This window comes from Brumimicrobium oceani (genome assembly GCF_003143775.1).
GTDB lineage: Bacteria > Bacteroidota > Bacteroidia > Flavobacteriales_D > Crocinitomicaceae > Brumimicrobium > Brumimicrobium oceani.
In genome coordinates, this window is record NZ_QFRJ01000002.1 from 101,875 (window position 1) to 126,240 (window position 24,366).

Below are 24,366 nucleotides of genomic sequence, written 5' to 3' on the forward strand. Positions count from 1 at the left end.
AGGGGGAAGTAATCACGAATATTCTCTTTTTAACAAAATGACTTTCATAAACTTTTTTTAAGAAGCTTTACACTTGTTCAATCAGAAAGCTACTTGGCATCGTAGCCCACTTTGGAGGGGAATACAGGGGGAGGAATTTCACTACAATTACTCTTAATTCACATTTATTTAAAAGTATAAAACCACCCTCCGACACCCTCTGTCGGTATCCTCCCTGACCTTTGTTTTAAATCAAAAAGAAAACGAAGATGAACAACAATTTAATGGAGTTAAAAGAAGAATTTAATGAGAAAATTAATCGCTTAGAAAAGATTAGAATTCAATTGAAAACCGAGTTCACAGGAATAGACAATGCTATTGATGAAGTCGTTGACAACATCCGCTCATGGTATACTTTGGCAGAAATACAGACCCAACCCAATGTGGTTAATTTATGGGGACTTACTGGCGTGGGAAAAACTTCTTTGCTTTTAAGAATCGCTGAGTTATTAGAGATAAAAGACAAAACATTTCGGATTGATTTTGGTGCGAAATATGGACCGCATTCTTTTAATCAATCGGTGCAACAAATTGCTGCTGTTTTAAATGACGAGCCTTTGATAATTATTTTGGATGAATTTCAGCATGCACGAACCATAGAAAAGAATTTATCAGGTAAAAAAGAAGTGGAAAATGGCGCTCATCGATTGGTGTGGGACTTGCTGGATTCAGGGAAAATTATTGAAAATTCGTGGAAACAAATTGTAACCGAAATTCTAAAGCACATCAGAAGTCTAAAAATGTTGATTTCTAAAGGAATGCTTATCGAAAATGGGATTGTTGTCGAAGAGAAAAGCTTGTTTTTGGAAGAAATGAAAACAGAAATGTTAATCGACACGGAACCCGAAGAATACCTGGCTATTCCACAGAGTTTACATTACGAATTGGTGAAATATGTGCCGCAACGCTATAATCTTGACATGGTGGAAGAATTAGTATTGCATTTAAAAACATTGAATGGTAAAGAAACCCTTCATTTTTTGGAGGAAGCCTTACTCATTGCGCGTCAACCTGTGGAAAGAAAATTCAGTAAATCCCTCATTTTTGTAGTTGGAAACTTGGACGAAGCTTATAAAATCAACAATAACCTAAATACAGACATTTCTGCCGATGAATTTTATGAAGTCAGTAAAAAAATAACAGTTCCCGACATAAAATCTGCCTTGCAGGAGCGTTTTCGTGATGAACAAATTGCGCGACTCGGAAATAACCACATTATTTATCCTGCCTTAAACAAAAAAGCCTACCGAAAATTAATTACCATGAAGTTGGATGCGTATTTCAAGATGTTAGAAAAACACTATGCCATTTCTTGGCGTTATGACAACTCTCTAATCAATAAAATTTACGATGAAGGCGTTTATCCCACTCAAGGCGCACGACCTGTTCTTACCACAATTTATCAACTCATTAAATCGCAAACTGCTCTAATTTTTCAAGCGGTATTGCAAGAAGAAAAGGCTATTCACGAAATCTCATTATCCGAAAAGGACAACAAACTGATCTGTACCTTTCTTTCCCAAAGCAATCAAGTGAATACTTTAGTTATTCCATTGCGTTCAAAACTAGGTGAATTAAGAAAACCAAAAAACAATGAGAACCAGGCAATAACAGCAGTACATGAAGCCGGTCACGCAGTAGTGATTGCTCATTTATTGAACGAAGCACCAAAAATCATCACCGCAACAGCCACAGATGGAAAAGAAGGCTTTGTGTTTTCACGTTCCAATGAAGATTTTACTTCAAAAAAGAGCTTATTGAACAAAGTTGCTGTAGCGCTCGCTGGAATAATGGCAGAAAAGTACATTTTCGGAGCAGAAAACATCACGATGGGCGCAAGTTCGGATATTCAAAAAGCGTATAGCTTAATTGACAACGCCTTTAAAAATGCAGGATTGGGCGAAAAACTTTACCATTATGCAAGTAATAAAACCGAAAATTCAACAAGCTTTCATCAAATTGAAGAAGTAGAAAAAGAGATTTCAAATGTAATTGATGCGGCACAAATTCTAGCCGAAGAAACGCTAAAAAAAGAACGCAGAATGCTACTCGAATTGGCCCAAATACTTCAAAACAAATCAAAAGTTGAACAACAAGAGTTTATTGAATTGTACCATAAACACGGCGCGAAGAAGATCGATTTTAAGAACGAGTCAACACATTACCGTGATGCCATTGTAAAGGCTTTAGAAGAATTAGAAAGCATGAAAGAAATAGCAACACACAAAGCCATTGTTCTTAATAAAAGTCAAAAGAAGGACAATGTAATAACTGATACTTTAAAATCGTGGAGAGATGAAAAGTAAGGAAGAACAAAATGAGATCGCTGATAAAAGAGATTCTAGCTTGAAGCATCAAGTGAAAAAGGTAATAGAAAAAGCTGAGAATCCCTTACTCCTTTCATTAAATACAGGTTTTTCAAACATCGACGATCAACTCAATGGATTAAAATTAGGAGAACTTTACATTTTAGGCGGAGCTGCTGCAATGGGACAGCAAACATTCATCGGTCAGCTTGCTATGGAAGTCGCAGAACATTCAGGTGTTTTGTATTTAACACAATTTGAATCTCCATCAAAACTAAGCAAACGTTTACTTTCCATTGCTGGAAATATCCAATCGCACCAACTTGAGCAGCTGCCTTGGAATAAAGAAACAACTGATCAAGTTTCAGAAATACTGAACTCTTTTAAAAGCAAAAAGCTCTTCATTGAAAAAGAAAAGCAGTTTGAACAAAATGAATTCATGAAACTTATCGAAGATTATGTCACTCAAAATGGAATCAAATTGATAATCATAAATAATGAAAATAATTTATTTAGAAATTTAAAAGTCAAGCTGACAACAGATGAAAAGTATAATTTTATTCTAAAGTTAAAACTACTTCTACGTCGATTGGATTGTTGTGGGATGATTCTTAAGAAAATAAAATCGGCTAAACGTACCCAGGGAAACCCTTTTCAATTACCACAGATTCCAGACATCCAACTCGAATATAACTTAGCAGATTTGGCTGATCATATTTGGTTTATGCACAGGTTAGAATATTATGGAATTGATAGAGACGGAGCAAATAACTTGACTAAAAATCGTATTGACTTGTATGTGATGGATGACGATGGTGGGTATTTGGAAAATCTGTATTTTAGTTTTAATGAGAGGTTTACGGGGATGGAAGTGGTTGAGAGGAGTGAAATAAATTATTAAATTAGAAAACAAATAGAATTATGAAAAGAATAGAAATGTTCAATTTAGCATATGATGATAAATTGATGGAGATTAATCATTATAAAAAGCATCCACAAATGATGCCATACGTTGGTGAAGATTATGACACTTACAAAATCTTAATTATTTCAGAAAGTCATTATGTACCTGATAATTTTAAGGGAGATATTTCAAACTGGTATGATAACCCAACTTTAGAATTAGTAAATTCAATGAAAGGAAATACCAATACAAGAGGAGTAATTAATAATTTCTTTGATAAGAATAGAAAAGGACATCGCCTTTTTCACAATATCAATTCAGCGCTCAAAAATGGTAACAAAAATATAGACCTGAAAAGTGTGGCTTGGTATAACTTTTATCAAAAACCTGCAAAGCATAAAAAAGAGTTTAAAAAAGACAATTCATTAGATAAGAAAATAGCTATTGAAGTTTTTGAAGAAAACATAAAAATATTGGATCCTAAACTTATTTTCTTTGTGTCTAAAAATGCTTTTGGTAGTTTACAAAACGGAAAAGGTGATTATAAAGATAGGAAGTGGTGCGAAATTTTGAAAGGACATAAATTCAAAAATCATCAAGTTCCAATTCAAGTTGCAGTTCATCCCAATTGCTCATGGTGGAATAGAAAACATGGTCAACGAAAGGAGACTGGAAAACAACAATTCGAAAGAAAAATTAGAAACCATTTCTCAATGTAAATTAACATGAAAAATATTAACCTACCAAAATCATCATCCCAATTTCAATCTGAAGGGGAACTCTTTATTATTACTTCCTTCCTAAAACAGTTTTATCCTTTACAAAAGGAAGACAACCTAAAAGAGACCTTCACTTTAGAAAACGCTTCAAACATTAAGATGCAACTTGATTTGTATTTAAAAGATGCTAAAGTTATAGGTGAGATTTACGTAACAGAATTGCCTTTTAATTCAGGACGAAAGCGAAAGTTCCAGAGTGATATTCTCAAAATGATCACATTTGAAAAGATAAATAAGGAACATTATAAAAAGTTTTACTTTCTCACAGCAGATGAAGAAAAACTCAAGACGCTTCACGGAGATGTTAGCGATGGCAGTTTTTATAAACATACCCGAGAGAAGTCTTTAATTGGAAAAAATACTTGGTTAAATCTTACACTGGAATCTTTTGGAATCGAATTGTATTACTATTGTATTGGTGAGCTTTTCTTTGAGAAATTAAAGAAAACAAGAAAGTTGCAGAAAGAGGGAATGAGAGAAAAAGTTATAAATAAATAATACAGGAGACTTTCCAAAATTTTGTGTTTGAGCTGAAAAATCCCAATATTTTTTCTAGTCTATAGTTGCCCATCTATAATTTTAAATCCTTCTTCTTTTTTCTCTAAATTCTCATTTAATATAACACTACCAATTCTATACGCACTTTTTACTTGTTTCCAACTACCATAAATATCTTCTAATAATTGTGCTACATTTTTAGGTTGCCAACGTTACGGACGTCGGTATAATGGAATTTGCAAATCTTGATTTAATACAGCATTTACTTTTTTAATTTTAGCATGTATTGTTTTTTCTTTTTTATTCAACTTTTATTAAGTTACTTTTTTATTTCTTTTACCAATTTATTCCAAGATTTTTTAGTCTGCTTCTTTATTTTATTTTTGGTCATAGTTTTAGCCGCTTTATTAGAATAAGACAAAAAATTTCCCCAATCATAACTATCTGATTTTTCAAAGCCTTTAACTGATTCATTCCATATCCATTTTCTTTTTCTATCAGCACCTTTGTATGAGAACTTTTTTAATATTCTACCTTTAAAAATCTGTCCTTTATTTTTACCTTTTTTCGCATAATGCTTAGAACGTTTTACAGTTTTTTTCATTTTTCTATAGAAAGCTGATATGCTAGCTGAACGAACAAGAGTCGTTTCACCATCAAACTCAAAACCTAAATAAATAAGATTTTTACTCTCATTTATTCCATTCTTAAATTCTTGCCCACAGTTAAGTATTCCATTTTTTCTTCTAAAATGAAATATTTGAGTTTTAGCCTCCTGAATTTCTAATTTTACTTTTTTTATTTCAGAAATTACTAGCTTTATAATTGCATCCTTTTTGTCCAAAGGACAAACAACAACCATATCATCTGAATATCTCCTATAAGTTCCTGTTTCTTTAATAAAATTATTAATTGTTCTATCAAAATTTAAAAGGTAAGCATTTGCTAACACAGAGCTAATTGGAGAACCTTGAGGAATACCAAATTTTTTAGGTAAACCTTTATTATCACCTTTCTGTATAACCTTGGTGTTTCTAACTAATTTATGCTTCTTTTTATAAAACTCTTTTTTTGTACAAAATGCAACAGCATCTTGATTTTTCAGAAATTTAATTTTAGAAACTTTACCTCTCTTTTTGGGTAATAACTTACCGTTAGAATCTCTTTTTTGAATAAAAATTTTGTTCTGAAATTCTTTAAATAAATCAACAATGTCTACATAAGCAAACCTTGTAATGTTTTTAAATACATTAAAATGATCTGGTGGTAATTTCTGTAGTTTATTCTCTTCTGCTTCCAATAATTGTAACCAAACATCTCGTAGAATTTTATGGTCTAACTCATCAAAAAAACCTTTAATATCTAAAGCTATTGCAACAAATTTTTTATCCGGATAACTCCTTATATAATTAAACGTATCATTAGCAAAGTCAATATTACACTTGTTTGGACCTTCTGGAATTTCTGGTTTTATTGGAATAGAACGATAGGCTAAAACTACATCATCTAAACCATATTCTTTAATCTTATCCTCATAACTATTAGACAACGTTTCAGCATAATAACCATAAATTAAAGAATCTAGGTGAGACGCATAATACAGTTCTCTATCTTTTACTGATGATTTTCTTAGCGCTTTTTTTTCTTTAGAATCTATTATTACTTTTCCTGTTTCTTCAGAGTATTGTTTTCTAAATTTTCTTTTTTTAGAAGTTTTATGAATAAAGGGTAAGAAAGCATGTTTTTGTATTTCATCCGGATTAGTTACATATTTCTCTATCCAAAGATATCTATCTTTAGATTTTAACGGAAAACCAATATGTGGATACCGTTTTAACTTAAACCAATCTTTCTTTTTCTTTTCCATTTTATAAGAAGTGAGCAGAGAAGCCAACTACGAAGCATTGCTTTTAGAGTTTATAAAACTCCTGAAAAATGCATGCTCTTTCGATTGTAAACCTAAGTCTACAACCGCCCCAATTCAAGTTGGGCGATAAATAATTACTGTATATTTGCATATAATAACAAAGTTGCCTATGATATTAAATAACTTAAACAGAACTATTAGGGTATCTCCAGACATCTATAAGATGATTCTAGAGTTAACACAAGACTTATTAGAAATTAATCCAACAATCTCTTGCATTTGTAAAATACCTTCTTCTTAACAGCTTTTAATGTTAAGCTTATAATATGTTATTCACATAACAAATTACACCTTGAAACGCATTCTTCAGCACTTCTCTAACTCACTAATTTTTTATTTTTAACAATATAACAATTTTTTGTTATTAAATTTTAACCCTCAAAAACCTCCCGCAAAACACTCTGCATCAACATCTCACTATGTGCTTGACTTTGTTGTACTTCTTGCTCTAAAGCATCACATAAACCCATTATAGCATTTACTTTTTCTACAATGGCTTTTTGTTCTTCTAGTGGTGGAAGTGGAAATGGAATATCTTTAATTGAAGTTGCATTAATATTTGGTTGTGCAACTGTATTTGTTAGCAACCCTAGTGATTTTTGCCCATAAGGGGAATGCATTAAATTAAAGACATATTCAATATTCACAATTAGAAACCTAAACCTAATTAAATAGGCGCTTGGTATTGCATCATATTCTTCATTAAATATAGCCATAGTACCTATACTTCCAGTTCTAGTGACTAATAAATCTCCTTTTTCTACTTTGTATAATTTTAACTTCTCTTCTGTTAACTTTATTGTTGGCGGATTCTTCAATTTGATAAACCCTTTGGAATTCATATCTGTAGTTCTAATGGTAGGAACTCCATTATCAACGTATTCTTCTTTACCAAAACGAGGTCCGTAAAAACTACTATGAAGAATCTCATTCAACCTACACCAAACCCAACCTTCAGGCAATTCATAAGGAATGTCCTCTTCCGTAATTTCAGGTAAAGCTTTTTCCTTTTTTATTTTTTTGTCTTTGATGAGTTGTGCTTTCTCTTCTTGAATACGTTTTAGTAAAACAGAAGCATCTTCTGTATTTGGATTATTTGCGCGCCAATCTGCGGTTAATTTTCCTTGTACTGCTAATTGTAAAACGGTTTCTCTTAACTTTTTAATGTTCGTGGTTTCATTAAAGAAAGGTTTAAAATGCTCTTGTAAAAAAGACCATTCTTGGTTGGCATTATTTGAAGTGAGTTGGTTTAAAGCAGACGTTACAAAGTCTTCTTTTAAAGCAATGCGCTCAACCGTTAATTGTTCTAATTGCTCTACTTCCTTAAAAAGTGTTTCTACTATTTTTACGATTTCTTTTTGTTCTTCTAAAGGTGGAAGAGCAAAAGCTTCTAATTTCAACAAACTATAATGGCGTGCATAACCTTTGCTAGATAAATCATAACTGGACGTATGTAAATAAAAATATTCTGAATCTACTCCATCAAATGGGCTAAGTATTTTTGTACCATCTGCTCCTATTATAAAATCAAAATCAATGAATTTTACTAGTCTAGTATGATCTCCAAATACAATTATAGGTTTAGTTATTTTTAATAATTTACTCTCATCATCACTATAACCATCAATTCTATTTTTACCTTGCGAAACAATCGGATACTTACCAGTTTCACTGTAGTTTTTGGATTGAATTTGATTTGATTTACCACCTATCGTATAATAAAACTCTGTTATATTTTTTGAAATCCACGTTTCTGGAATCAAAAAACTAACTTTATCTTTTAGAAATTCTTTTTTTGCATTTTCCTTTCTAGCAATTTTTGATTTAATTAAAACCTCTTTGTTTTTAATTATGTCCTTTAATAATTCCGAAGCAGATTCAATACCTGGGTTTTCTTTTCTCCAATGCCCGGTCAGTTTTCCTTGAATTGCCAATTGTAAAATCAAGCCTTTTAATTCTTTGGCATTTTTCGGTCGAATGGTTAATTCTTTAAAATGATGTAGTAACTCCATATTATTTTAAAGCTTCTGTTAATACCTTAATAATTTCGTCTTGTATGGTAGAAATATTTTGTTCGGTAGTTCTAAATTTTTCTAACAACACTTCTGGACTTGCCAAGGTATCAATCTCTTGATGTGGGTTTTTAATATCTAAGTTATATCCTCTTTTTTTAATCTCCTCAATAGAAACTTTCCAAGCTTGTGTGTTTTCTTCTCTGTTGTCCCACCATGCTTTTTCTGTATCAAACTCTTTAATATGAATCGGTTTTCCTTTGTTGTAACTTTTTACGCCTTCGGGATATGGATGCTCGTAATACCAAATCTCTTTAGTAGGCGTTCCTTTTTCAAAAAACAAGAGATTGGTTTTAATACCTGTGTATGGGTTAAAAACCCCATTTGGCAAACGCACAATGGTATGCAGGTTGCATTTTTCCAGTAATTCTTCTTTTAGACGTGTTTTCATTCCTTCTCCAAACAAAGTACCATCTGGTAAAACAATAGCACAGCGACCTTTGTCTTTTAATAACTTAATAATTAAGGCAAGGAATAAATCGGCAGTTTCTTTAGTTCTAAACTTTTTAGGGAAATTGGTTTCGGTACCATCTTCTTCTACACCTCCAAAAGGTGGATTAGAAAGTATGATGTCTAGTTTGTCTTTTGCTCCCCAATCTGCATAAGGTTTACTGAGTAGATTATCTCTACGCACTACAGGCAAATCAAAGCCATTTAGCATTAAATTTGTGGTACATAATAAATGTGGCAATGGTTTTTTCTCTACCCCACGAATGGAGTTTTGCAATACATCTCTATCTTTTGAGTTGTTTACTTGATTGCGAACTGCGTCAATCGTACACGTTAAAAATCCACCAGTTCCACAAGCAGGATCTAGTACGCTTTCCCCTAATTGCGGATTAATCATATCTACCATAAACTGCGTTACGGCTCTTGGTGTGTAATATTCACCTGAAGAACCTGCAGACTGTAAGTCTTTTAAAATGGTTTCGTAAATATCATTAAACACATGGCGTTCGCTCGTACTGTTAAAATCTATTTCATTAATAACATTAATTACTTGACGGAAGAGTGTTCCGTTTTTCATAAAGTTATAGGTATCATCAAATACAGAACGAATAATTTTAGCTTGCGGACTTATGGTAATATCCAAGTCTTTTAAAGCAGGAAATAACTCGTTTTCAATAAATTCCATTAAAGCATCACCTGTTAAGCCTTCATCATCAGCTGCCCAGTTTTGCCATTTTAAGTGTTCAGGAATTGGGCTTACGTAATTGTCTATCGTAATTTCCCATTCCTCTTCTTTGTCGGCAAATATTTTCATAAACAGCATCCAGACCATTTGAGAGATACGTTGTGCATCTCCATCTACTCCTGTGTCTTTACGCATAATATCGCGTATGCCCTTTATGTTTGTTGTTATATTACTCATTCTGCTTTTTTATCCTTTAATAATTGAAGAAATACAATTCCTCGTTCTGTTATTTTATATTGTTGTTTAGAACTTTTTGGCTTATCTGGTATTGTTCTTTCAATTAGATTATCTTTTAGTAATTTGTTTGAAACAATATTTAATTGACTTGATATAGATTTCTGCCCTAATTCTCTTGAAATTTCTTTTTTGGAAGAAGCTTTTTCTTTCACTATTAACAGTATATGAGTATACATAGACTCGTGCTTCATCTCGTACTCTAACTCGTGCCTTAACTCTAGCTGTAACTCTAGCTGTAACTCTAGCTGTAACTCTAGCTGTGACTCTAGCTGTGACTCTAGCTGTTGATTGTAGTTTGTCTTTACAAACGAAACTCTAAAAGCAACACCTGGTTCTTTCCATGCTAATTTAATTTCTGGATATTCATTTAAATCATCTGAAATTAATTGCAATCCGTTCCCCCATTGCTCAATAATACCTAAACGTTTAAAAACGGGTGCAAGCACTTTATTTCTCACATCAGATTGCCCTGCATCCATCTCGTTAAAATCTACCGTAGGTAATAATTTTCCTGGGCTTGTAATTTCCACTTTATCATCAAAAATGGCAATTTTAATATCTTTTCCTGTAAGAGAATAATCTCTATGAATTATGGCATTTCTTATCACTTCTCGAATCGCAATCATAGGATATTCCCATCGGTCATTTCTATAAACACCTTTATAATCCTCTGTACCTTCAGAAACATGACGCATTACAAATTGATAGGCTTGTTCTGCTTGTACAGCAATACTATCATCAATGGTTTTTTGATCAATAAAATTGCCAGGAACAATCCCTTTAAACCGTGCGCATTCAATTTTAGCGTTTGGGAAAATTTGATTTCGAATTTTATCATCAGATAATAAAACCAGTGCATTGGTAGGTAAAAACTGACCTTGTTCTTGTTTTATTAGTTCTAACTTTTTTAGAATCTCAACAGTTAATTTCTCACCCGTTTTTTCTTTAAAAAAGTCACTAAAATCATCTATAATTAAGTCTTTATACTTTTTATTAAAAACCAGTTCAGAGTCAAAAGAAATATTTTGACCTTGTCTTTCTAATTCTCGGATAATTTCATTTGTAGCCAATCTGTTAGATGAACCAACTCTAATAAATGTTCCTTTATCTATTCCTTTTGAGGAAATAAAATAAGGAGGTTTACTGCCTTTATGAATATAAACTCTTATGATTTTTTTGTTGTTTTCTTCAACAAAAGTAATTTCTGGCAAAATGGTTGGTGAGCATTGGTCATTAACAATATTACTAATTTGGTTTTCAATACTGTCTAATTGGTCAACGGTTAAACCTGTTATCTCTCTAGGATTATCTTTTACACCAATAAATAATTCACCACCCGCGTCATTAGCAAAAGAAACAATGGTCTTTGCTAACTCGGATTTAGTAGGCAACACTTGTTTAAATTCAAGTCGCCTACCTTCAGGTAGTTTTATTTTTCTTAGCAAATTCAATTAAGCTATATTATAAATTTCGTTTTCTAATTCTTTAACTGCTTGGTCAAAATCTTTTTTCTTGCCAAATGCTCTCACCAATTCTACTGCTGAACCCATTTCACTTAAAGGTTGTACTTTTAATACAGAACCTTGCTCAATAGAAACAATGCCTTCTTGCTCGTATTTATCCAACAAGCTGTTTAGAACTTTTTGCGCAGTTTCGCTATACTTGGAAAAGTAGTTACGCTTACGTACGTTGTTGGCGCGTTCTTGTCTTGTTAATGCTGGTTGATCGAATGCAACGTGACATATTAAATCAAAATCATCTAAATCTAAACCAACATCTTCACGCAACACCTCTAGCAACACACCTTGCTCTGCGAGTTCTTTAATAATTTCTTCTTTCTTTTCGGCATTATTCCACCTTTGAATAAATGCATCTAAAGACGAAAACTCTTGTTCTATGTTCTTTTTTGTGTAATCTTTAAGAGATTCTGTTATTAACTTCCCTTCTTTTCCATAATACTGCACACGTTCGTTAATCACCGAAACAGGTATCTGATTCACATAATATTTACGAGTTACTTCCTCTTCCTCATCAATATTAACATTAGTTGGTTTGAAATCATCAGGATTTAAAGGTTCTTCCTCATCCCCATATTGCGAAGTATTATCTTCTTCCTCTGGTGGTACAACAGGCTCATCTGGCATTGGTTCGTATATCTGCTCAGGGTCACCATCAAAATCTGGTCTTGCAAAAATATTGGTAGCTTTTCTAAAATCCATAATGGTAAAAAAGACCTTACCTTCTGCTTCTCTGATTCGGGTTCCACGACCAATAATTTGTTTAAACTCGGTTACCGATTGAATATTAGATTCTAAAACAATAAGCTTCACCATCTTGGTATCAATACCTGTGGTTAGCATTTTAGAAGTAGTTGCAATTACCGGAAAACGTTCTTCAACATCTGTAAAATTATCAAGTTCTTGTTTACCTACTTCATCATCACCCGTAATTTTAACGCAATAGTTCCAGTGTTTAGCCACTAAATCTGCATTTTCATTAATTAAGGCTTGTCGCATTCTATTTGCATGGTCAATATCCACACAAAAGACGATGGTTTTAGCAAAACGATCTGTGGCTTTTAAATATTCGGTTATTTTTTTAGCAACAATTGCGGTACGTTCATCAATAGCTAATGTTTTGTCGTAATCTTTAAGGTTATAAATACGGTCTTCAACTTCATTCCCATACTTATCAACTAATCCTGCCGTTGGTCGCCAACCTTCGTCTACGTTTGTTGTGATTCTTACCACTTTGTAAGGTGCTAAAAAACCATCGTCAATCCCTTGTTTTAAAGAATAGGTGTACACAGGTTCTCCAAAATATTCCATGTTAGAAACATCTTTAGTTTCTTTGGGTGTAGCTGTTAATCCGATTTGCGTTGCGGAATCAAAATAAGTCAATACCTCTCTCCAAGCCGAAGCTTCGGATGCTGAACCTCTGTGGCACTCATCAATTACAATTAAATCGAAGAAGTCTTTACTAAATTCTTTGTAAGCGTTCTTTTCTTCATCTGTACTTGTTAAACCTTGGTATAAAGCAAAATATATTTGGTAGGATTTATCAATCTTTCGGTTTTTAATAATGTGCATTACATCATTACCAAAAGGAGAGAAATCACCATTTTTAGTTTGTGTTAGTAATGCATTTCTATCGGCTAGAAACAAGATGCGTTTTTTTACACCCGTTTTCCATAAACGCCAAATAATATTAAAAGCAGTGTATGTTTTCCCTGTACCTGTAGCCATGACCAAGATAATTTTGTCTTGTCCTTTAGCTACCGCTTCTACGGTTCTATTCACTGCATTTTGTTGGTAGTATCTAGGCGTCATTCCGCTATCATCAGCGTAGTAGTCTTTTTCTACAATTTCTTGTGCTTCTGGCGTTTCAATATTAGTATGCTTTAAATACTTTTTCCAAAGTGTTTCAGGCGAAGGAAAACTATCCAAAGCCAATTCCTTTTCTAATTCCCCTGTTGTATTTGTTTTATCATGAAATACAAAAGAATCTCCATTAGAAGTAAATACGAAAGGGATTTGCAATATCTCTGCATATTCTAATGCTTGCTGCATACCGTGACCAACAGGCTTCTTATTATCCTTGGCTTCAATAATAGCTATTGGAATATTGGCTTTATAGTAAAGAATGTAATCGGCACGTTTGTTTTTAGCTCTAGTGTAAAGATTACCTTGAACAATAATTCTACCATCCGTAAAGGAAACTTCCTCCCTTACTTGGGTTCTCATATTCCATCCTGCTTTTTCTATGGCTGGATTGATGAATTTAGTACAAATGTCTCTTTCGGTTAAGTCTTTTTTATTCATATTTGTAAGAATAGTACGCTAATATAAGAATTACAAGTTATTAAACTCGAATCCGTCTTTTAAAGTTAGGTTCTATCTATTGAAAACAAGTCTTTAAATGACAAAATTAATATTCACGCACCTCCCCCCCTAAACTTCCACTCTACTTTCCAGTGACACGTAATATTCAAGAGAAATTAAATTATAAACCAAAAATCAATTAGACAAGTATCGAAAAAAGCATCAGATTAAAGTAATCTTTATCATTTCAACAACAAACAATTTCACAGACAAAAGTGCATTAAAACACACTATTTATCGCATAAATCAAAAATCATGTCCTTATTGACTTCTAAAAGAGCATTATAATGCACTTCGACAGTAAAATAAAAGAATCAAGCTGGCCATTTTTTTAGAAGGAGTAATCGAAAAACTTTTCAAAATAGATAAAGGGACAATAAGGTAATTACCATTGAAACTGTTCTGAAAGAATTTTAGCAATCTCTATCTCCACTCAACCCTCTCCCTCCTGATTGATCAGCAACCTCTCCCTCCGCTTCAGCGCCACTCTCCCTATAAAAACTGATTCATCAGTTTTTACTTCCCGATACAGAAATTAGCAAAGATATTCCCCAACAAATCATCCGTACTGATCTCTCCAGTAATACTCGACAAATGACGAATCGCACTGCGAATATCCATGGCCAGCAAATCCCCTGAAATTTGCATTTCTAAAGCCTGCTCCACCTGATTCATATCCGCCAAAGCATTCGAAAAAGCTTCGTAGTGTCTTGCGTTGATGACAATCGTATCACTTTCGGTGGCTAACTCTTCTACAGATTTTGCTAATTCTGATTTGAGGGCATCTAAACCTTCGTGTTTTTTGGCTGAAATGGCAATTACTGGGTGTTTTTCGCTGTAATTGGCGAATTTGGAAGCATCCATTTCTTCGGTCTTGTTGGCGAGGAGAACGATGGATAAACCTTCGCGCTCTAAACGTTTTAAATCGTTTTGAACCTCTTCTTTTGAGAGTTCATTGGCATCAAAAACGTAGAGCAAGATATTTGATTTACTGACTTCGGAAATGGCGCGCTCCACTCCTATTTTCTCAATTTCATCTGTGGCTTCACGAATTCCTGCCGTGTCAATGAAATTGTATAAAATTCCATCTATCGTTAAACGTTCTTCGATGGTATCTCTTGTTGTTCCTGCGATGGAAGAAACAATGGCGCGTTCTTCGTTCAACAAAGCGTTAAGCAAAGTCGATTTCCCTGCGTTGGGTCTTCCTGCGATTACTGTTGAAACTCCGCGTTTAATTGCATTTCCATAAGCGAAAGATTCTGTCAGTAAAGTCAGTTTCTCTTTTAGTTCGATAACCAATTCATTTAACTCCGTTCGACTGGCGAATTCCACGTCTTCTTCTGAAAAGTCAAGCTCTAGTTCGATTAAAGAAGCGAAATCCATCAAACGTTGACGCAAGTGCGCAATTTTATCTGAATATCCACCTCGCATTTGATTCATGGCGATTTCATGCCCTTTTTTTGAATCAGATGCAATTAAATCTGCGATGGCTTCTGCTTGAGAAAGATCCATTCTGCCGTTAAAATAAGCGCGCATGGTGAATTCTCCTGGCTTTGCCATTCTACATCCCGCTTTGAACAGTAAGTTGAGAATTTGCTGCTGAATAAAAGTGGAACCGTGACAAGCAATTTCTGTGGTATTTTCTCCAGTGAAACTTTTTCCTTCTTTTAGAACAGTAACCAAAACTTCATCAATGACTTTATTTTCATCATCTCGAATTGTACCAAAATGTACTGAGTGAGTATCAACTTTCGTTAAATCTTTTGAGAAGATTTTAGAAGTCAAAGTCAATGCACCGTCCCCTGAAACACGGATCACCGCAATCGCACCTACTCCATTCGCAGTAGATAATGCACAAATTGTATCTTTCTCGATTAATAAAGCCATGGTAAATGTTCTATTTAATTAAAGCTGCAAAGATAAGGAATCGAAAGGGAGATAACGTTCGAAAAAAGGTGAAAGTTGATGATTATTCGAATGACGAGCGAGGCGTCAAGTTGCGCTGTAATGGAACGCGGATGACGCAAATACTTCGGCAAGCTCAGCAGAGCTGCAAGCAACGCAGATAATCGCAGATTTTTTTATTCCTAAAAAAGGTAGTTGGACTTGAAGATTAGATATTCGACAAGGATGAAGTCGTAGCCTTCAACAAACTCAGTCAACGAAGCATTATCCCGTTGACTGAGCATGTCGAAGGCAACAGTATTGGTATTTCGATGGCATAATAACTCTACCCCACTTCCTTCTCAAACCACTTCCACAGCGGCTCATTCGGAACTTTTGCAGTAATTTCTATCGGTTCCTTTTTCACGGGATGAATGAATTTAACTTTTCGGGCATGTAAGGAAATACTGCCGTCTTTATTGGATCGTTTGGCTCCGTATTTCACATCACCTTTAATGATGCTACCAATATTTGCCAGTTGCGTTCTAATTTGATGATGTCTTCCTGTTTGTGGGTAAACTTCCAACAAAAAATAGCGGTCACTTTGAGCAATTAATTTATAGTCAAGAACAGCTTCTTTTGCTTCTGGAGTTCCTTTTTTGACGGAGTAACTTTTATTTTGATCCTTGTTCTTCTTCAAATAATCGATTAAGCTTCCGGTATCTTCCTTGGGTTTTGTTTCCACAATGGCCCAATATACTTTTTCAACTTCTCGAGTTTTGAATAAAAGATTCATTCTGGAAAGTGCCTTACTCGTTTTGGAGAAAACCACTAACCCAGAAGTAGGGCGGTCTAAGCGATGGATCACACCACAAAAGACATTGCCCTCCTTCTTATATTTTTCGGCTAACCAGAGTTTAATTTTATCGGGCAACGGCAAATCGCCTGTCTTATCGCCTTGGGTAATGTCACCCGAAGCTTTATTGACAGCAATCAGATGGTTGTCTTCATAAATAACATCTACAGCCATTCTTAATATTGTTCTTCTTTGTTTGGGAAATCACCTGAACGCACATCACTGATGTAGCTTTTCAAGGCATTCGTCATTTCTTCGAATAGATTATGGTATTTACGCAAGAATCTTGGATTGAAGTCATTATTGATTCCCAACATATCGTGAACCACCAAAACTTGTCCATCAACTCCTCCACCAGCACCAATCCCAATAATTGGAATATTTACTTCTTTGGCCACTCTTTCCGCTAATTCAGCTGGAATTTTCTCTAGAACGATAGAAAAACAACCCGCTGCCTCCAATGCTTTTGCGTCTTCAATCAAACGATTTGCTTCTTCTTCTTGTTTTGCCCTTACTACGTAAGTTCCGAATTTGTAAATTGATTGTGGAGTTAATCCTAAGTGTCCCATCACTGGAATTCCTGCAGTAAGAATTCTTGAAATAGACTCAATAATTTCTTGTCCACCTTCCATTTTCACTGCATGTCCACCCGATTCTTTCATAATACGAATCGCAGTAACCAAAGCTTCTTTAGAGTTACCTTGATAAGAACCAAAAGGCATATCCACAACCACCAAAGCACGTTCTACTGCACGAACAACAGAAGCCGCATGATAAATCATTTGGTCCAAGGTAATGGGCAAAGTTGTTTCGTGCCCTGCCATCACGTTCGAAGCAGAATCTCCTACTAAAATAACATCAATCCCGGCTCCATCTATGATTTTAGCCATAGAAAAATCATATCCAGTTAACATCGAAATCTTCTCGTTGTTATCCTTCATTTCTTGCAACACATGAGTGGTTACACGTTTTACATTCTTATGTACAGACATAATCAATTTATTTTTTCACAAATGTACGAGAACAAATGAAATGAGCGTTGAAATTCGGGGAATTTGTGTTGGGGCGTGTGTATGGGCGATTTGCAAATCGCCCTTACAAATGGTCCCTACACTAAAATCAAATCATGACGTTGGTGTTTTTTCTTTTCTCCTAAATAAAAATCAATCCGCCCCAGTGCCAATCCAGCCCAGCCCACTTGATTGATCAAAACCTTTTCGCCTAGTTTATTTAAGTGAACTTCTGGTTTTGGAAGGAAGGTGTGGGTATGACCTCCAATGATTAAATCGATGTTTTGGGTTTCGGAGGCGAGGGTTTGGTCGTTGTCTTTGAATTGTTTTGGTTCGTAGCCCAAATGGGAAAGACAAATCACTAAATCACATTCTTCTTCGAAGCGCAGGTGTTTTGCGATTCTATTGGCTATTGGAATGGGCTTCAACCATTCTGTATCTTGATAATGTGCTTTGGCGACTAATCCTTCTAATCCTACACCAACTCCAAAAACTCCAATTTTAAATGGTCCTTTGTTGAATATTTGGTACTCTTTGGTAAGATCTTTTAAGATTGTGTTATTGAAATTATAGTTGGAACAAACGAAGGGAAAATCTGCGTGTTGGTAGGCGTTTAAAAATCCTTCTAATCCTGCATCGAAATCATGATTCCCCATTGTTGCGCAGTCATACCCCATGTGAGTCATGAGTTTCATTTCTAACTCACCGTGGAATTTATTGAAATACGGTGTTCCTTGGAAAATATCTCCAGCATCCAACAAAAGTACATTTTTCTCTTGTTTCCGGATTTCCTTAAGCATAGCATATCTTCTTGCAACACCTCCTTGATTTGGATATTTGGCGTGCGTAGAAGGAAATGTTTCGATATTAGAATGGGTGTCATTCGTATGCAGAATAGTAATTTTATCTAAGTGTTCAGGCTCTTTGGGATAACTCAATAAACTAGGACTAATCGCTAATCCTGTTCCAACAACTAAACTTTTTTGTAAAAATATACGACGTTCCATATTACCATTTTATGCGGTGATCCAAAACTGGACGAAGCGTATCTATTGCTTCTACTCTTTTTATTAGTGCTTCACGGAGAAAAATGCCTGTGTCTGTGATTTCATAACTGCGCTTAAAGAAACTCATATTATCTCCTCCATTGGCCAAGTAGTCTGTGGTGATGACATATAAAGTATCAGCCAACTCCTTATTGTTTTTTAAACTCACAATATCTCCATTAATTTGAAAACCTCCGATGGGTTCTCCTCCTGATTTCTTTAAATAAGCAACTATTGAATCTAATTCATTTGCTGGAAGCTTCGCCAAAACAACAGTATTATCAAAAGGCATCAACTTATAAATATCTCCAACGGTAATATTTCCTTGTGAAATGGGCGATCTTAATCCACCATGATTCATAATAGAAATATAGTGCTTTCCTGCTAACCAGTTATTTTCTTCGAGGTAGTTTTCTGTTTCATCGATTACAAAATTCCCCAAAGCCCCTTCTGGCCTATCTCTCAATAAATCTCCAGTTGCAAAACCAATTACCCTGTCCATATTTGCAGCCAATTCATTTTTGTAAGGTGCTATAAAGGCTTGCAAACTATCATCGGGAGCTATTGTGGTATTGATTTCGACTTTATCACTTTGGACAAATACAGAAGCAGAAGAGCAGGCCAAAAGACCTGCTCCTACTAATAATGTCCATAAAATTTGAACAATTTTCATGGTTTATTTCATCTATTATTGAACGATAATTCTTTCTACTAAATTACCTTTTTCTGTATTAATATTCAATAAATATGTTCCTGAATTAAAGTTTGTAACATCTACCTCAACAAATTGAGTTGAAGATGAGAATGTTCCCACTTTTCTTCCTGTCATGTCCATTACGTCAATAGAAGTGATTTCAACTCCATTCAATTGAACATAAACTATTTCATTACTTGGATTAGGGAAAACAGATAAATTGTTCTCGATAAAATCCGTTGATAATCCTAACTCACATCCATCAGCGATATAATCCATGTTGTAGAAATCTACGTAACAAGCGAAATCTACACTATCGATGTAAGGATTTCTGTTGTTTTGAATGCTGTAAATCAATTCGTGACGAGCAATTTCATAACTATCTGGCAAATCATTAAAGTGCCAGTTTTTCAATACTGCTTGATCTTGGTTTGAAGGAATACTCCAGTTATCCCCAGTTCCATTTGCACCATTATATGCAGTCGCCATATAGAAAATTGATCTTGCCAAGTTTCCTTTTTGGTCGTCTTTAGGCTCATAAACCAAAGCTCCACTTGCATCTTGACCTCTTGCTCCTTCTAAGTATTCAAAAGCTGGCGTTCCAACGATTTCACCGAAAGGTAGATTACTTCTTGGTGTATTGGCTTGGTTTAAGTTTGTAGGATATAAATTATGGTAATCTGCATATTCTAACTCCTCTGGTTGTCCGTTTGCTGGGTAAGTTGGCATCCAAGAGTGTGCATAAGTATGCTCTCTAGAATAACCTGTTGCTGTCCAATCGAAAGAACCAGTGTACACTTTTCTTTCACCTGAATAAACACAAGTTACGTAGCTATCTCCACCTAATGTATCCATTGCTTCAAATCCATCCATCAACAATGTTTTGTACAAGAAGTATGAGCTATAATCGTGTGCGTTGATCAATGCAGTTAAATCCTCCACTAAAGTTGGTGTTCCTGTATTTAAAGAACCGTAATAGTTTCCGATTTGACTTCCTGTAGACATTTGGTTTCCGCTAGCTACATCCGTTTGATTGTAGTTTACAAAGTTTCCGAATCCATTCATGGCATAAACAGTGTAATGATAATCCATATCTGCACGAATACCACGAGGAGTAAAAGTTAATGAATTTCCAACATAAGTTACCTTACTGTCTCCAATAACATCACCTCTTTGGTAGGCAGTTCCATCTGCAGGAACTCCTGTTGGAGCACTTCCTGTTTTCCAAACTACCAAGTAGCCTTCCGCATCGGCAGAAGCAGTGTAACCTACGTTCATTGTATAAGCTTCAACATTTGAGAACATTAAAGCAGAAGCACCGTTTGTTGGTTCAGTAGCTAAATTATCGTTTCCAATTCCATATAAACTTAAAGTGAAAACAGGTGTATTTGGATCATCTGAAGCGATAGACAGAGTTGAGATTCTAGAACCGTTTGCTGTTGCAGAAAAATCAATACTCCCAGTCGTCATTCCAGCGCCTGCTATTGCTCCAGTTGTTACCGTTGTTGAGAAATCTGCTGAAGCATTTCCTGAGAAATTAATTGCAGAAACCGTTAGGTTATTCACGCCAATATTACTTACCGCAATTGGCGTACTTGCTGTTGTTCCAATTTGAATTGTGGCACCATTCAAGACAGGTGTTCCATTTACAGAAACTTCTATTTTCTTATCAGGAGCGGTGTATCCAAAAATGTCGTTGATATCACGAGGTAACAATTGGAAAAGACCATTGTACTCACTCAATAAACCAACTACAGATTGCGCTCCACCTGGAATTGTTTGCCCAGCCATTGCTGTTCCTGAGTTAATACGAATTGTTCCAGTATTTGCTCCGTCTGTGAAGTTGTAGTTTGTACTGTTTGCAAAACTACTTCCTGCATCTGGGAATGTAACGTTATCTATTCGTACCAAACGACCTTCGTAGGTATTTCCTAAATCCACAATATTGATATTCCAAGGAGCTACTTGTGTTCCCGGACCATGAGGTGTTAAAGAAGTAATTGGATCGATTTCCAACAAGCCACTAAAATCCTTAATTGTCCCCGTAACGGTAACAGAATCTCCTCTGTTTACACCGTTCGTAAATGAACCACCATAGATTGGAAGTCCACCCGTTTGATCTTGAATGTAACGGATTGGACCCAATTCTCCACCATCAGCAGCTACACCTTTAATGGTTACTGTAGCACCCACTGGAAAATTGCGTGCATCATCGATATCTGTTTGTCCAAACAAAGTAGTCATGGAAAACAAAGCACCGAATAACATTATTTTATTTTTCATTTTATTCTTTTTTACTTTTATTAAAATTCAAATCCTAAAGAGAAATTCACACGAATTCCTTGACCAAAGAAAACACCTGATGAAGCAGCATCGAAAGCACTTCCGTTTTGGTTATTTCTAGCGTCTGAAATATATAGAGAGTTTAAAGCATTAAATACGTTTCCTCTCAAGATTAAACTTGAATTTTCAAATCTGAAACGGTAACCAGTATGGAAAGAAAGCAATCCATAAGAAGGAATTTGCCAAGATTCTTTACCTCCATTTCCACTAGAAACACTTAATGAGAATGGGTCAAAATCACTGAAGTAACGGTCAAAATAAGTATATCCTGCTTTTACATAAAATCCTTTGAATGGTTCGTATCTAATCGCACCAGCGTAAGTACTTTGAGCAGCATCTCCCACGTGAACACCCACAGCATCAAATTCGAATATTTGTCCAACTACATCAATTTTCTCAGCAGATTGCCAAGTCCAATCACCATAAGAAACCATACCTTCAATTGAAAGATTGCTCAATACTTTATACACCGCATCTACTTCAATTCCCATGTGCAAGGCATCCATTCCATTTACGTTTGCTCTTACAAATTCTGTTGGGTCATTTGGATCTGGAACTGACACTCCAAAAGGGAATGGTTTGTTCTCCCAGTAGGTTACATATCCATTCACGTTTGCACTGAAACGCTTAGAACGGTATCCATAACCAGACTCAAAAGCCATGATGTTTTCATTTAAGATCTCCTCAAAGAATTCGTTATCTGAATTATCAATCACATTACTAAACTGAGGTGTTCTTGATAAATACCCTGCATTTACAAAAACGTTCATGCTTTCAGTAATATTAAAGTTAGCCCCTGCTTTTGCAGTAAAACCAGCTAACCATTTCCATTCTGTTTGGTTATACTCTAAATCTGGGTGATTTGGGTGATAATATTCACCATTGTAATTCACAACATCCTCACCACCGATATATAAAGTAGTATCATCTAAATGAATCTCTCTTTTTTGGTGATAGTCAATTCCTTTGTATCCATTAACAACAGTAGATAAATTCACAAAAGAAGACCATCTTCCTTTATTGTATTCTGCTTGTCCAAAAGCTCCAGCCCATTGAACCAAAGCATCACGGTGATTGTGGTAAGGTTGCCATCCCACTTTATCTCCTTCAACCTTCATATTGGTCATCGCATTTTTATCATTGGAGTTAATCCAATAGTTCCCTCCTAGTAAATCTCGTAATTCCGTGTAGTGCTCACCTTGATAATAACGGTAATCTAAACCACCAGAAATATCCCAATGTTCGCTTAACTTATAATCAAATTGAGAAACCGCACCAATCCACATGTGATTGTTTACTGAAGAAGTGACCACTTGCGTTGATTTTAATAAACTTGGATGGTGGGAAGGATCTACAGATGGCATTGTTGTTCCGAAAAGTGTAACCTCTTGGTTATTGTCAACAATTCTATCCCAGTCAACATGTCCTTCTTCATCATAAAGAATTCCACTTGAGTTTTTCAAACGTTCTCCTCCACCTCTACCGATAGAAACATAAGCCATGTTTGAAATCGATAATTTATCATTTACCTTCCAGAAATCTTTCAATGTGATTTGTGGTTTGTGGTAGTAATTTCTTCTTTCGGCTTTTTCAACTCTGTCTCCATTAGAATTTGTTATGTAACCGAAATGTTGATTGAAACGAATACCATTGTCAATATTTGGTGAACCTTCTGGAACATCAATTCCTTGTTCTCTTGCGTATTCAGCATCCCAATATTGTATTGGTTGGTTATATGAACGTTGTGCATGTTCTTGAGGCGCTCCAAATCCACTTAATGAGATTAAATGTTTTCCAACTTTCTTTTGAATTTTCAAATAATAGAAAGCTCCGCGTGTACTCAAGCCATCAACCCATCCGTCACCTTGTTTATACGAACCAGAGAATAGAACTCCCCAGCCATTTTTTAATTTACCAGACTTATAAGAAAGTGAAGTTCTCAAGAAATTTCCAGAACCGTATTCTTGGTTTACCTTAATTACGCGTTTTCCACCAGTTGGTTGCGTAATAATATTCATTGTTCCACCAACAGAAGGCATAGCCAATTTAGTTGCACCTAAACCACGTTGTACCTGAATTTGGTTGGTAATCTGATCCAATCCGAACCAGTTACTCCAATAAACCGCTCCGTTTTCCATGTCGTTTACAGGAACACCATCAATCATTACACCGATATTTCGTTGGTTAAAACCACGAATACTAATTCGCGCATCACCATCTCCACCTCCTTGCTGCGTAGCATGTACACCAGGAGTTGAGTTCAATATCATAGGCAATTCTTGCGAACCTAATTCTTCTGTAATTTGTTTGGCCGATATTCTACTTACAGCAACTGGAGTTTTTCTATCTACTGCTAGTTGCCCAATCACTTCAACTTCTTCCATTTCTTGGGTATCGCCCATAGAGAAATCCTTATTTACAACTGGTTCATCTATAGAAACAGTTACAACTAAAGTGTCATAGGAAAACATTGAAATTTTCACTTGATAATCTCCGTAAGGTAGATTTTGTATGGAATAGGATCCGTCTAATTGTGCTTTTGACCTAAATTCATCAGAAATATAGATATAAGCACCAATAACAGGCTCACTAGTAGCATGATCGGTGATTCTTCCTTTTAAAGTTCCGGTTTGAGCAGTTGCAAAAAAAGGAAAAAGGATAGCGAGGAATATAATTTTCTTTATCACAATGGAAA

16 protein-coding genes are annotated in these 24,366 nt (G+C 35.0%); 4 read left to right on the forward strand and 12 right to left on the reverse strand.

Annotated features, from left to right (window positions below):
• The first annotated feature begins 248 nt into the window (after positions 1-248).
• From DIT68_RS03345 to DIT68_RS03360, 4 genes are read left to right on the forward strand one after another with little or no spacing between them, the layout of a single operon-like run.
• A complete protein-coding gene (locus DIT68_RS03345; RefSeq protein ID WP_109358398.1) occupies positions 249-2,345 on the forward strand; it encodes a hypothetical protein in 2,097 nt (698 codons plus the stop codon).
• Positions 2,335-3,246 carry a DnaB-like helicase C-terminal domain-containing protein gene (locus tag DIT68_RS03350; RefSeq protein WP_109358399.1) on the forward strand — a complete coding sequence of 304 codons (912 nt, stop codon included), beginning with the start codon at positions 2,335-2,337 and terminating at the stop codon, positions 3,244-3,246. The genes DIT68_RS03345 and DIT68_RS03350 overlap by 11 nt, the downstream gene beginning before the upstream one ends.
• A gap of 20 nt (positions 3,247-3,266) precedes the next feature.
• Positions 3,267-3,968, forward strand: coding sequence for a hypothetical protein (locus tag DIT68_RS03355; RefSeq protein WP_109358400.1), 702 nt, complete (start codon positions 3,267-3,269; stop codon positions 3,966-3,968).
• A 6-nt stretch (positions 3,969-3,974) separates the two neighbouring features.
• Entirely contained in the window at positions 3,975-4,526 is a 552-nt protein-coding gene (locus DIT68_RS03360; RefSeq protein WP_109358401.1) for a hypothetical protein, read from the forward strand.
• A 319-nt stretch (positions 4,527-4,845) separates the two neighbouring features.
• On the opposite strand, the gene DIT68_RS03370 is transcribed toward DIT68_RS03360, so the two are convergent.
• The 12 genes from DIT68_RS03370 to DIT68_RS03425 all read right to left on the reverse strand — a co-directional run bounded on the left by DIT68_RS03370 (position 4,846) and on the right by DIT68_RS03425 (position 24,358).
• Complete coding sequence (locus DIT68_RS03370) at positions 4,846-6,393, reverse strand: reverse transcriptase domain-containing protein (RefSeq protein ID WP_109358402.1); 1,548 nt, start codon at positions 6,391-6,393, stop codon at positions 4,846-4,848.
• A gap of 431 nt (positions 6,394-6,824) precedes the next feature.
• Positions 6,825-8,387, reverse strand: coding sequence for a restriction endonuclease subunit S (locus tag DIT68_RS03375; RefSeq protein WP_158276101.1), 1,563 nt, complete (start codon positions 8,385-8,387; stop codon positions 6,825-6,827).
• Positions 8,388-8,466: 79 nt separating this feature from the next.
• Positions 8,467-9,897, reverse strand: coding sequence for a class I SAM-dependent DNA methyltransferase (locus tag DIT68_RS03380; RefSeq protein WP_109358404.1), 1,431 nt, complete (start codon positions 9,895-9,897; stop codon positions 8,467-8,469).
• Positions 9,894-11,408, reverse strand: a complete 1,515-nt coding sequence (locus DIT68_RS03385) for an RNA-binding domain-containing protein (RefSeq protein ID WP_109358405.1) — start codon at positions 11,406-11,408, stop codon at positions 9,894-9,896. The genes DIT68_RS03380 and DIT68_RS03385 overlap by 4 nt, the downstream gene beginning before the upstream one ends.
• Positions 11,409-13,778 carry an EcoAI/FtnUII family type I restriction enzme subunit R gene (hsdR, locus tag DIT68_RS03390; protein ID WP_109358406.1) on the reverse strand — a complete coding sequence of 790 codons (2,370 nt, stop codon included), beginning with the start codon at positions 13,776-13,778 and terminating at the stop codon, positions 11,409-11,411.
• 576 nt (positions 13,779-14,354) lie between these two features.
• On the reverse strand, positions 14,355-15,725 hold the full coding sequence (mnmE, locus tag DIT68_RS03395) for a tRNA uridine-5-carboxymethylaminomethyl(34) synthesis GTPase MnmE (protein ID WP_109358407.1): 1,371 nt from the start codon (positions 15,723-15,725) through the stop codon (positions 14,355-14,357).
• A gap of 343 nt (positions 15,726-16,068) precedes the next feature.
• A complete protein-coding gene (locus DIT68_RS03400) occupies positions 16,069-16,752 on the reverse strand; it encodes an RluA family pseudouridine synthase (protein ID WP_109358408.1) in 684 nt (227 codons plus the stop codon).
• Between the two features lie 2 nt (positions 16,753-16,754).
• On the reverse strand, positions 16,755-17,570 hold the full coding sequence (panB, locus tag DIT68_RS03405; protein ID WP_109358409.1) for a 3-methyl-2-oxobutanoate hydroxymethyltransferase: 816 nt from the start codon (positions 17,568-17,570) through the stop codon (positions 16,755-16,757).
• A 116-nt stretch (positions 17,571-17,686) separates the two neighbouring features.
• Positions 17,687-18,595, reverse strand: coding sequence for a bifunctional metallophosphatase/5'-nucleotidase (locus DIT68_RS03410; RefSeq protein WP_109358410.1), 909 nt, complete (start codon positions 18,593-18,595; stop codon positions 17,687-17,689).
• Position 18,596: 1 nt separating this feature from the next.
• On the reverse strand, positions 18,597-19,307 hold the full coding sequence (locus tag DIT68_RS03415) for a 5'-nucleotidase C-terminal domain-containing protein (RefSeq protein ID WP_109358411.1): 711 nt from the start codon (positions 19,305-19,307) through the stop codon (positions 18,597-18,599).
• Positions 19,308-19,322: 15 nt separating this feature from the next.
• Positions 19,323-21,611: an endonuclease gene (locus DIT68_RS03420; RefSeq protein ID WP_109358412.1), complete on the reverse strand. Its 2,289-nt coding sequence runs from the start codon at positions 21,609-21,611 to the stop codon at positions 19,323-19,325.
• Between the two features lie 20 nt (positions 21,612-21,631).
• Positions 21,632-24,358: a TonB-dependent receptor gene (locus DIT68_RS03425; RefSeq protein WP_109358413.1), complete on the reverse strand. Its 2,727-nt coding sequence runs from the start codon at positions 24,356-24,358 to the stop codon at positions 21,632-21,634.
• Positions 24,359-24,366: the final 8 nt, after the last annotated feature.

Bases quoted from the DNA above. Each gene is read 5' to 3' on its own strand.
- DIT68_RS03345 (WP_109358398.1), top strand. From the start codon at position 249: ATGAACAACAATTTAATGGAGTTAAAAGAAGAATTTAATGAGAAAATT.
- DIT68_RS03350 (WP_109358399.1), top strand. From the start codon at position 2,335: ATGAAAAGTAAGGAAGAACAAAATGAGATCGCTGATAAAAGAGATTCT.
- DIT68_RS03355 (WP_109358400.1), top strand. From the start codon at position 3,267: ATGAAAAGAATAGAAATGTTCAATTTAGCATATGATGATAAATTGATG.
- DIT68_RS03360 (WP_109358401.1), top strand. From the start codon at position 3,975: ATGAAAAATATTAACCTACCAAAATCATCATCCCAATTTCAATCTGAA.
- DIT68_RS03370 (WP_109358402.1), bottom strand. From the start codon at position 6,393: ATGGAAAAGAAAAAGAAAGATTGGTTTAAGTTAAAACGGTATCCACAT.
- DIT68_RS03380 (WP_109358404.1), bottom strand. From the start codon at position 9,897: ATGAGTAATATAACAACAAACATAAAGGGCATACGCGATATTATGCGT.
- hsdR (WP_109358406.1), bottom strand. From the start codon at position 13,778: ATGAATAAAAAAGACTTAACCGAAAGAGACATTTGTACTAAATTCATC.
- mnmE (WP_109358407.1), bottom strand. From the start codon at position 15,725: ATGGCTTTATTAATCGAGAAAGATACAATTTGTGCATTATCTACTGCG.
- DIT68_RS03400 (WP_109358408.1), bottom strand. From the start codon at position 16,752: ATGGCTGTAGATGTTATTTATGAAGACAACCATCTGATTGCTGTCAAT.
- panB (WP_109358409.1), bottom strand. From the start codon at position 17,570: ATGTCTGTACATAAGAATGTAAAACGTGTAACCACTCATGTGTTGCAA.
- DIT68_RS03410 (WP_109358410.1), bottom strand. From the start codon at position 18,595: ATGGAACGTCGTATATTTTTACAAAAAAGTTTAGTTGTTGGAACAGGA.
- DIT68_RS03415 (WP_109358411.1), bottom strand. From the start codon at position 19,307: ATGAAAATTGTTCAAATTTTATGGACATTATTAGTAGGAGCAGGTCTT.
- DIT68_RS03420 (WP_109358412.1), bottom strand. From the start codon at position 21,611: ATGAAAAATAAAATAATGTTATTCGGTGCTTTGTTTTCCATGACTACT.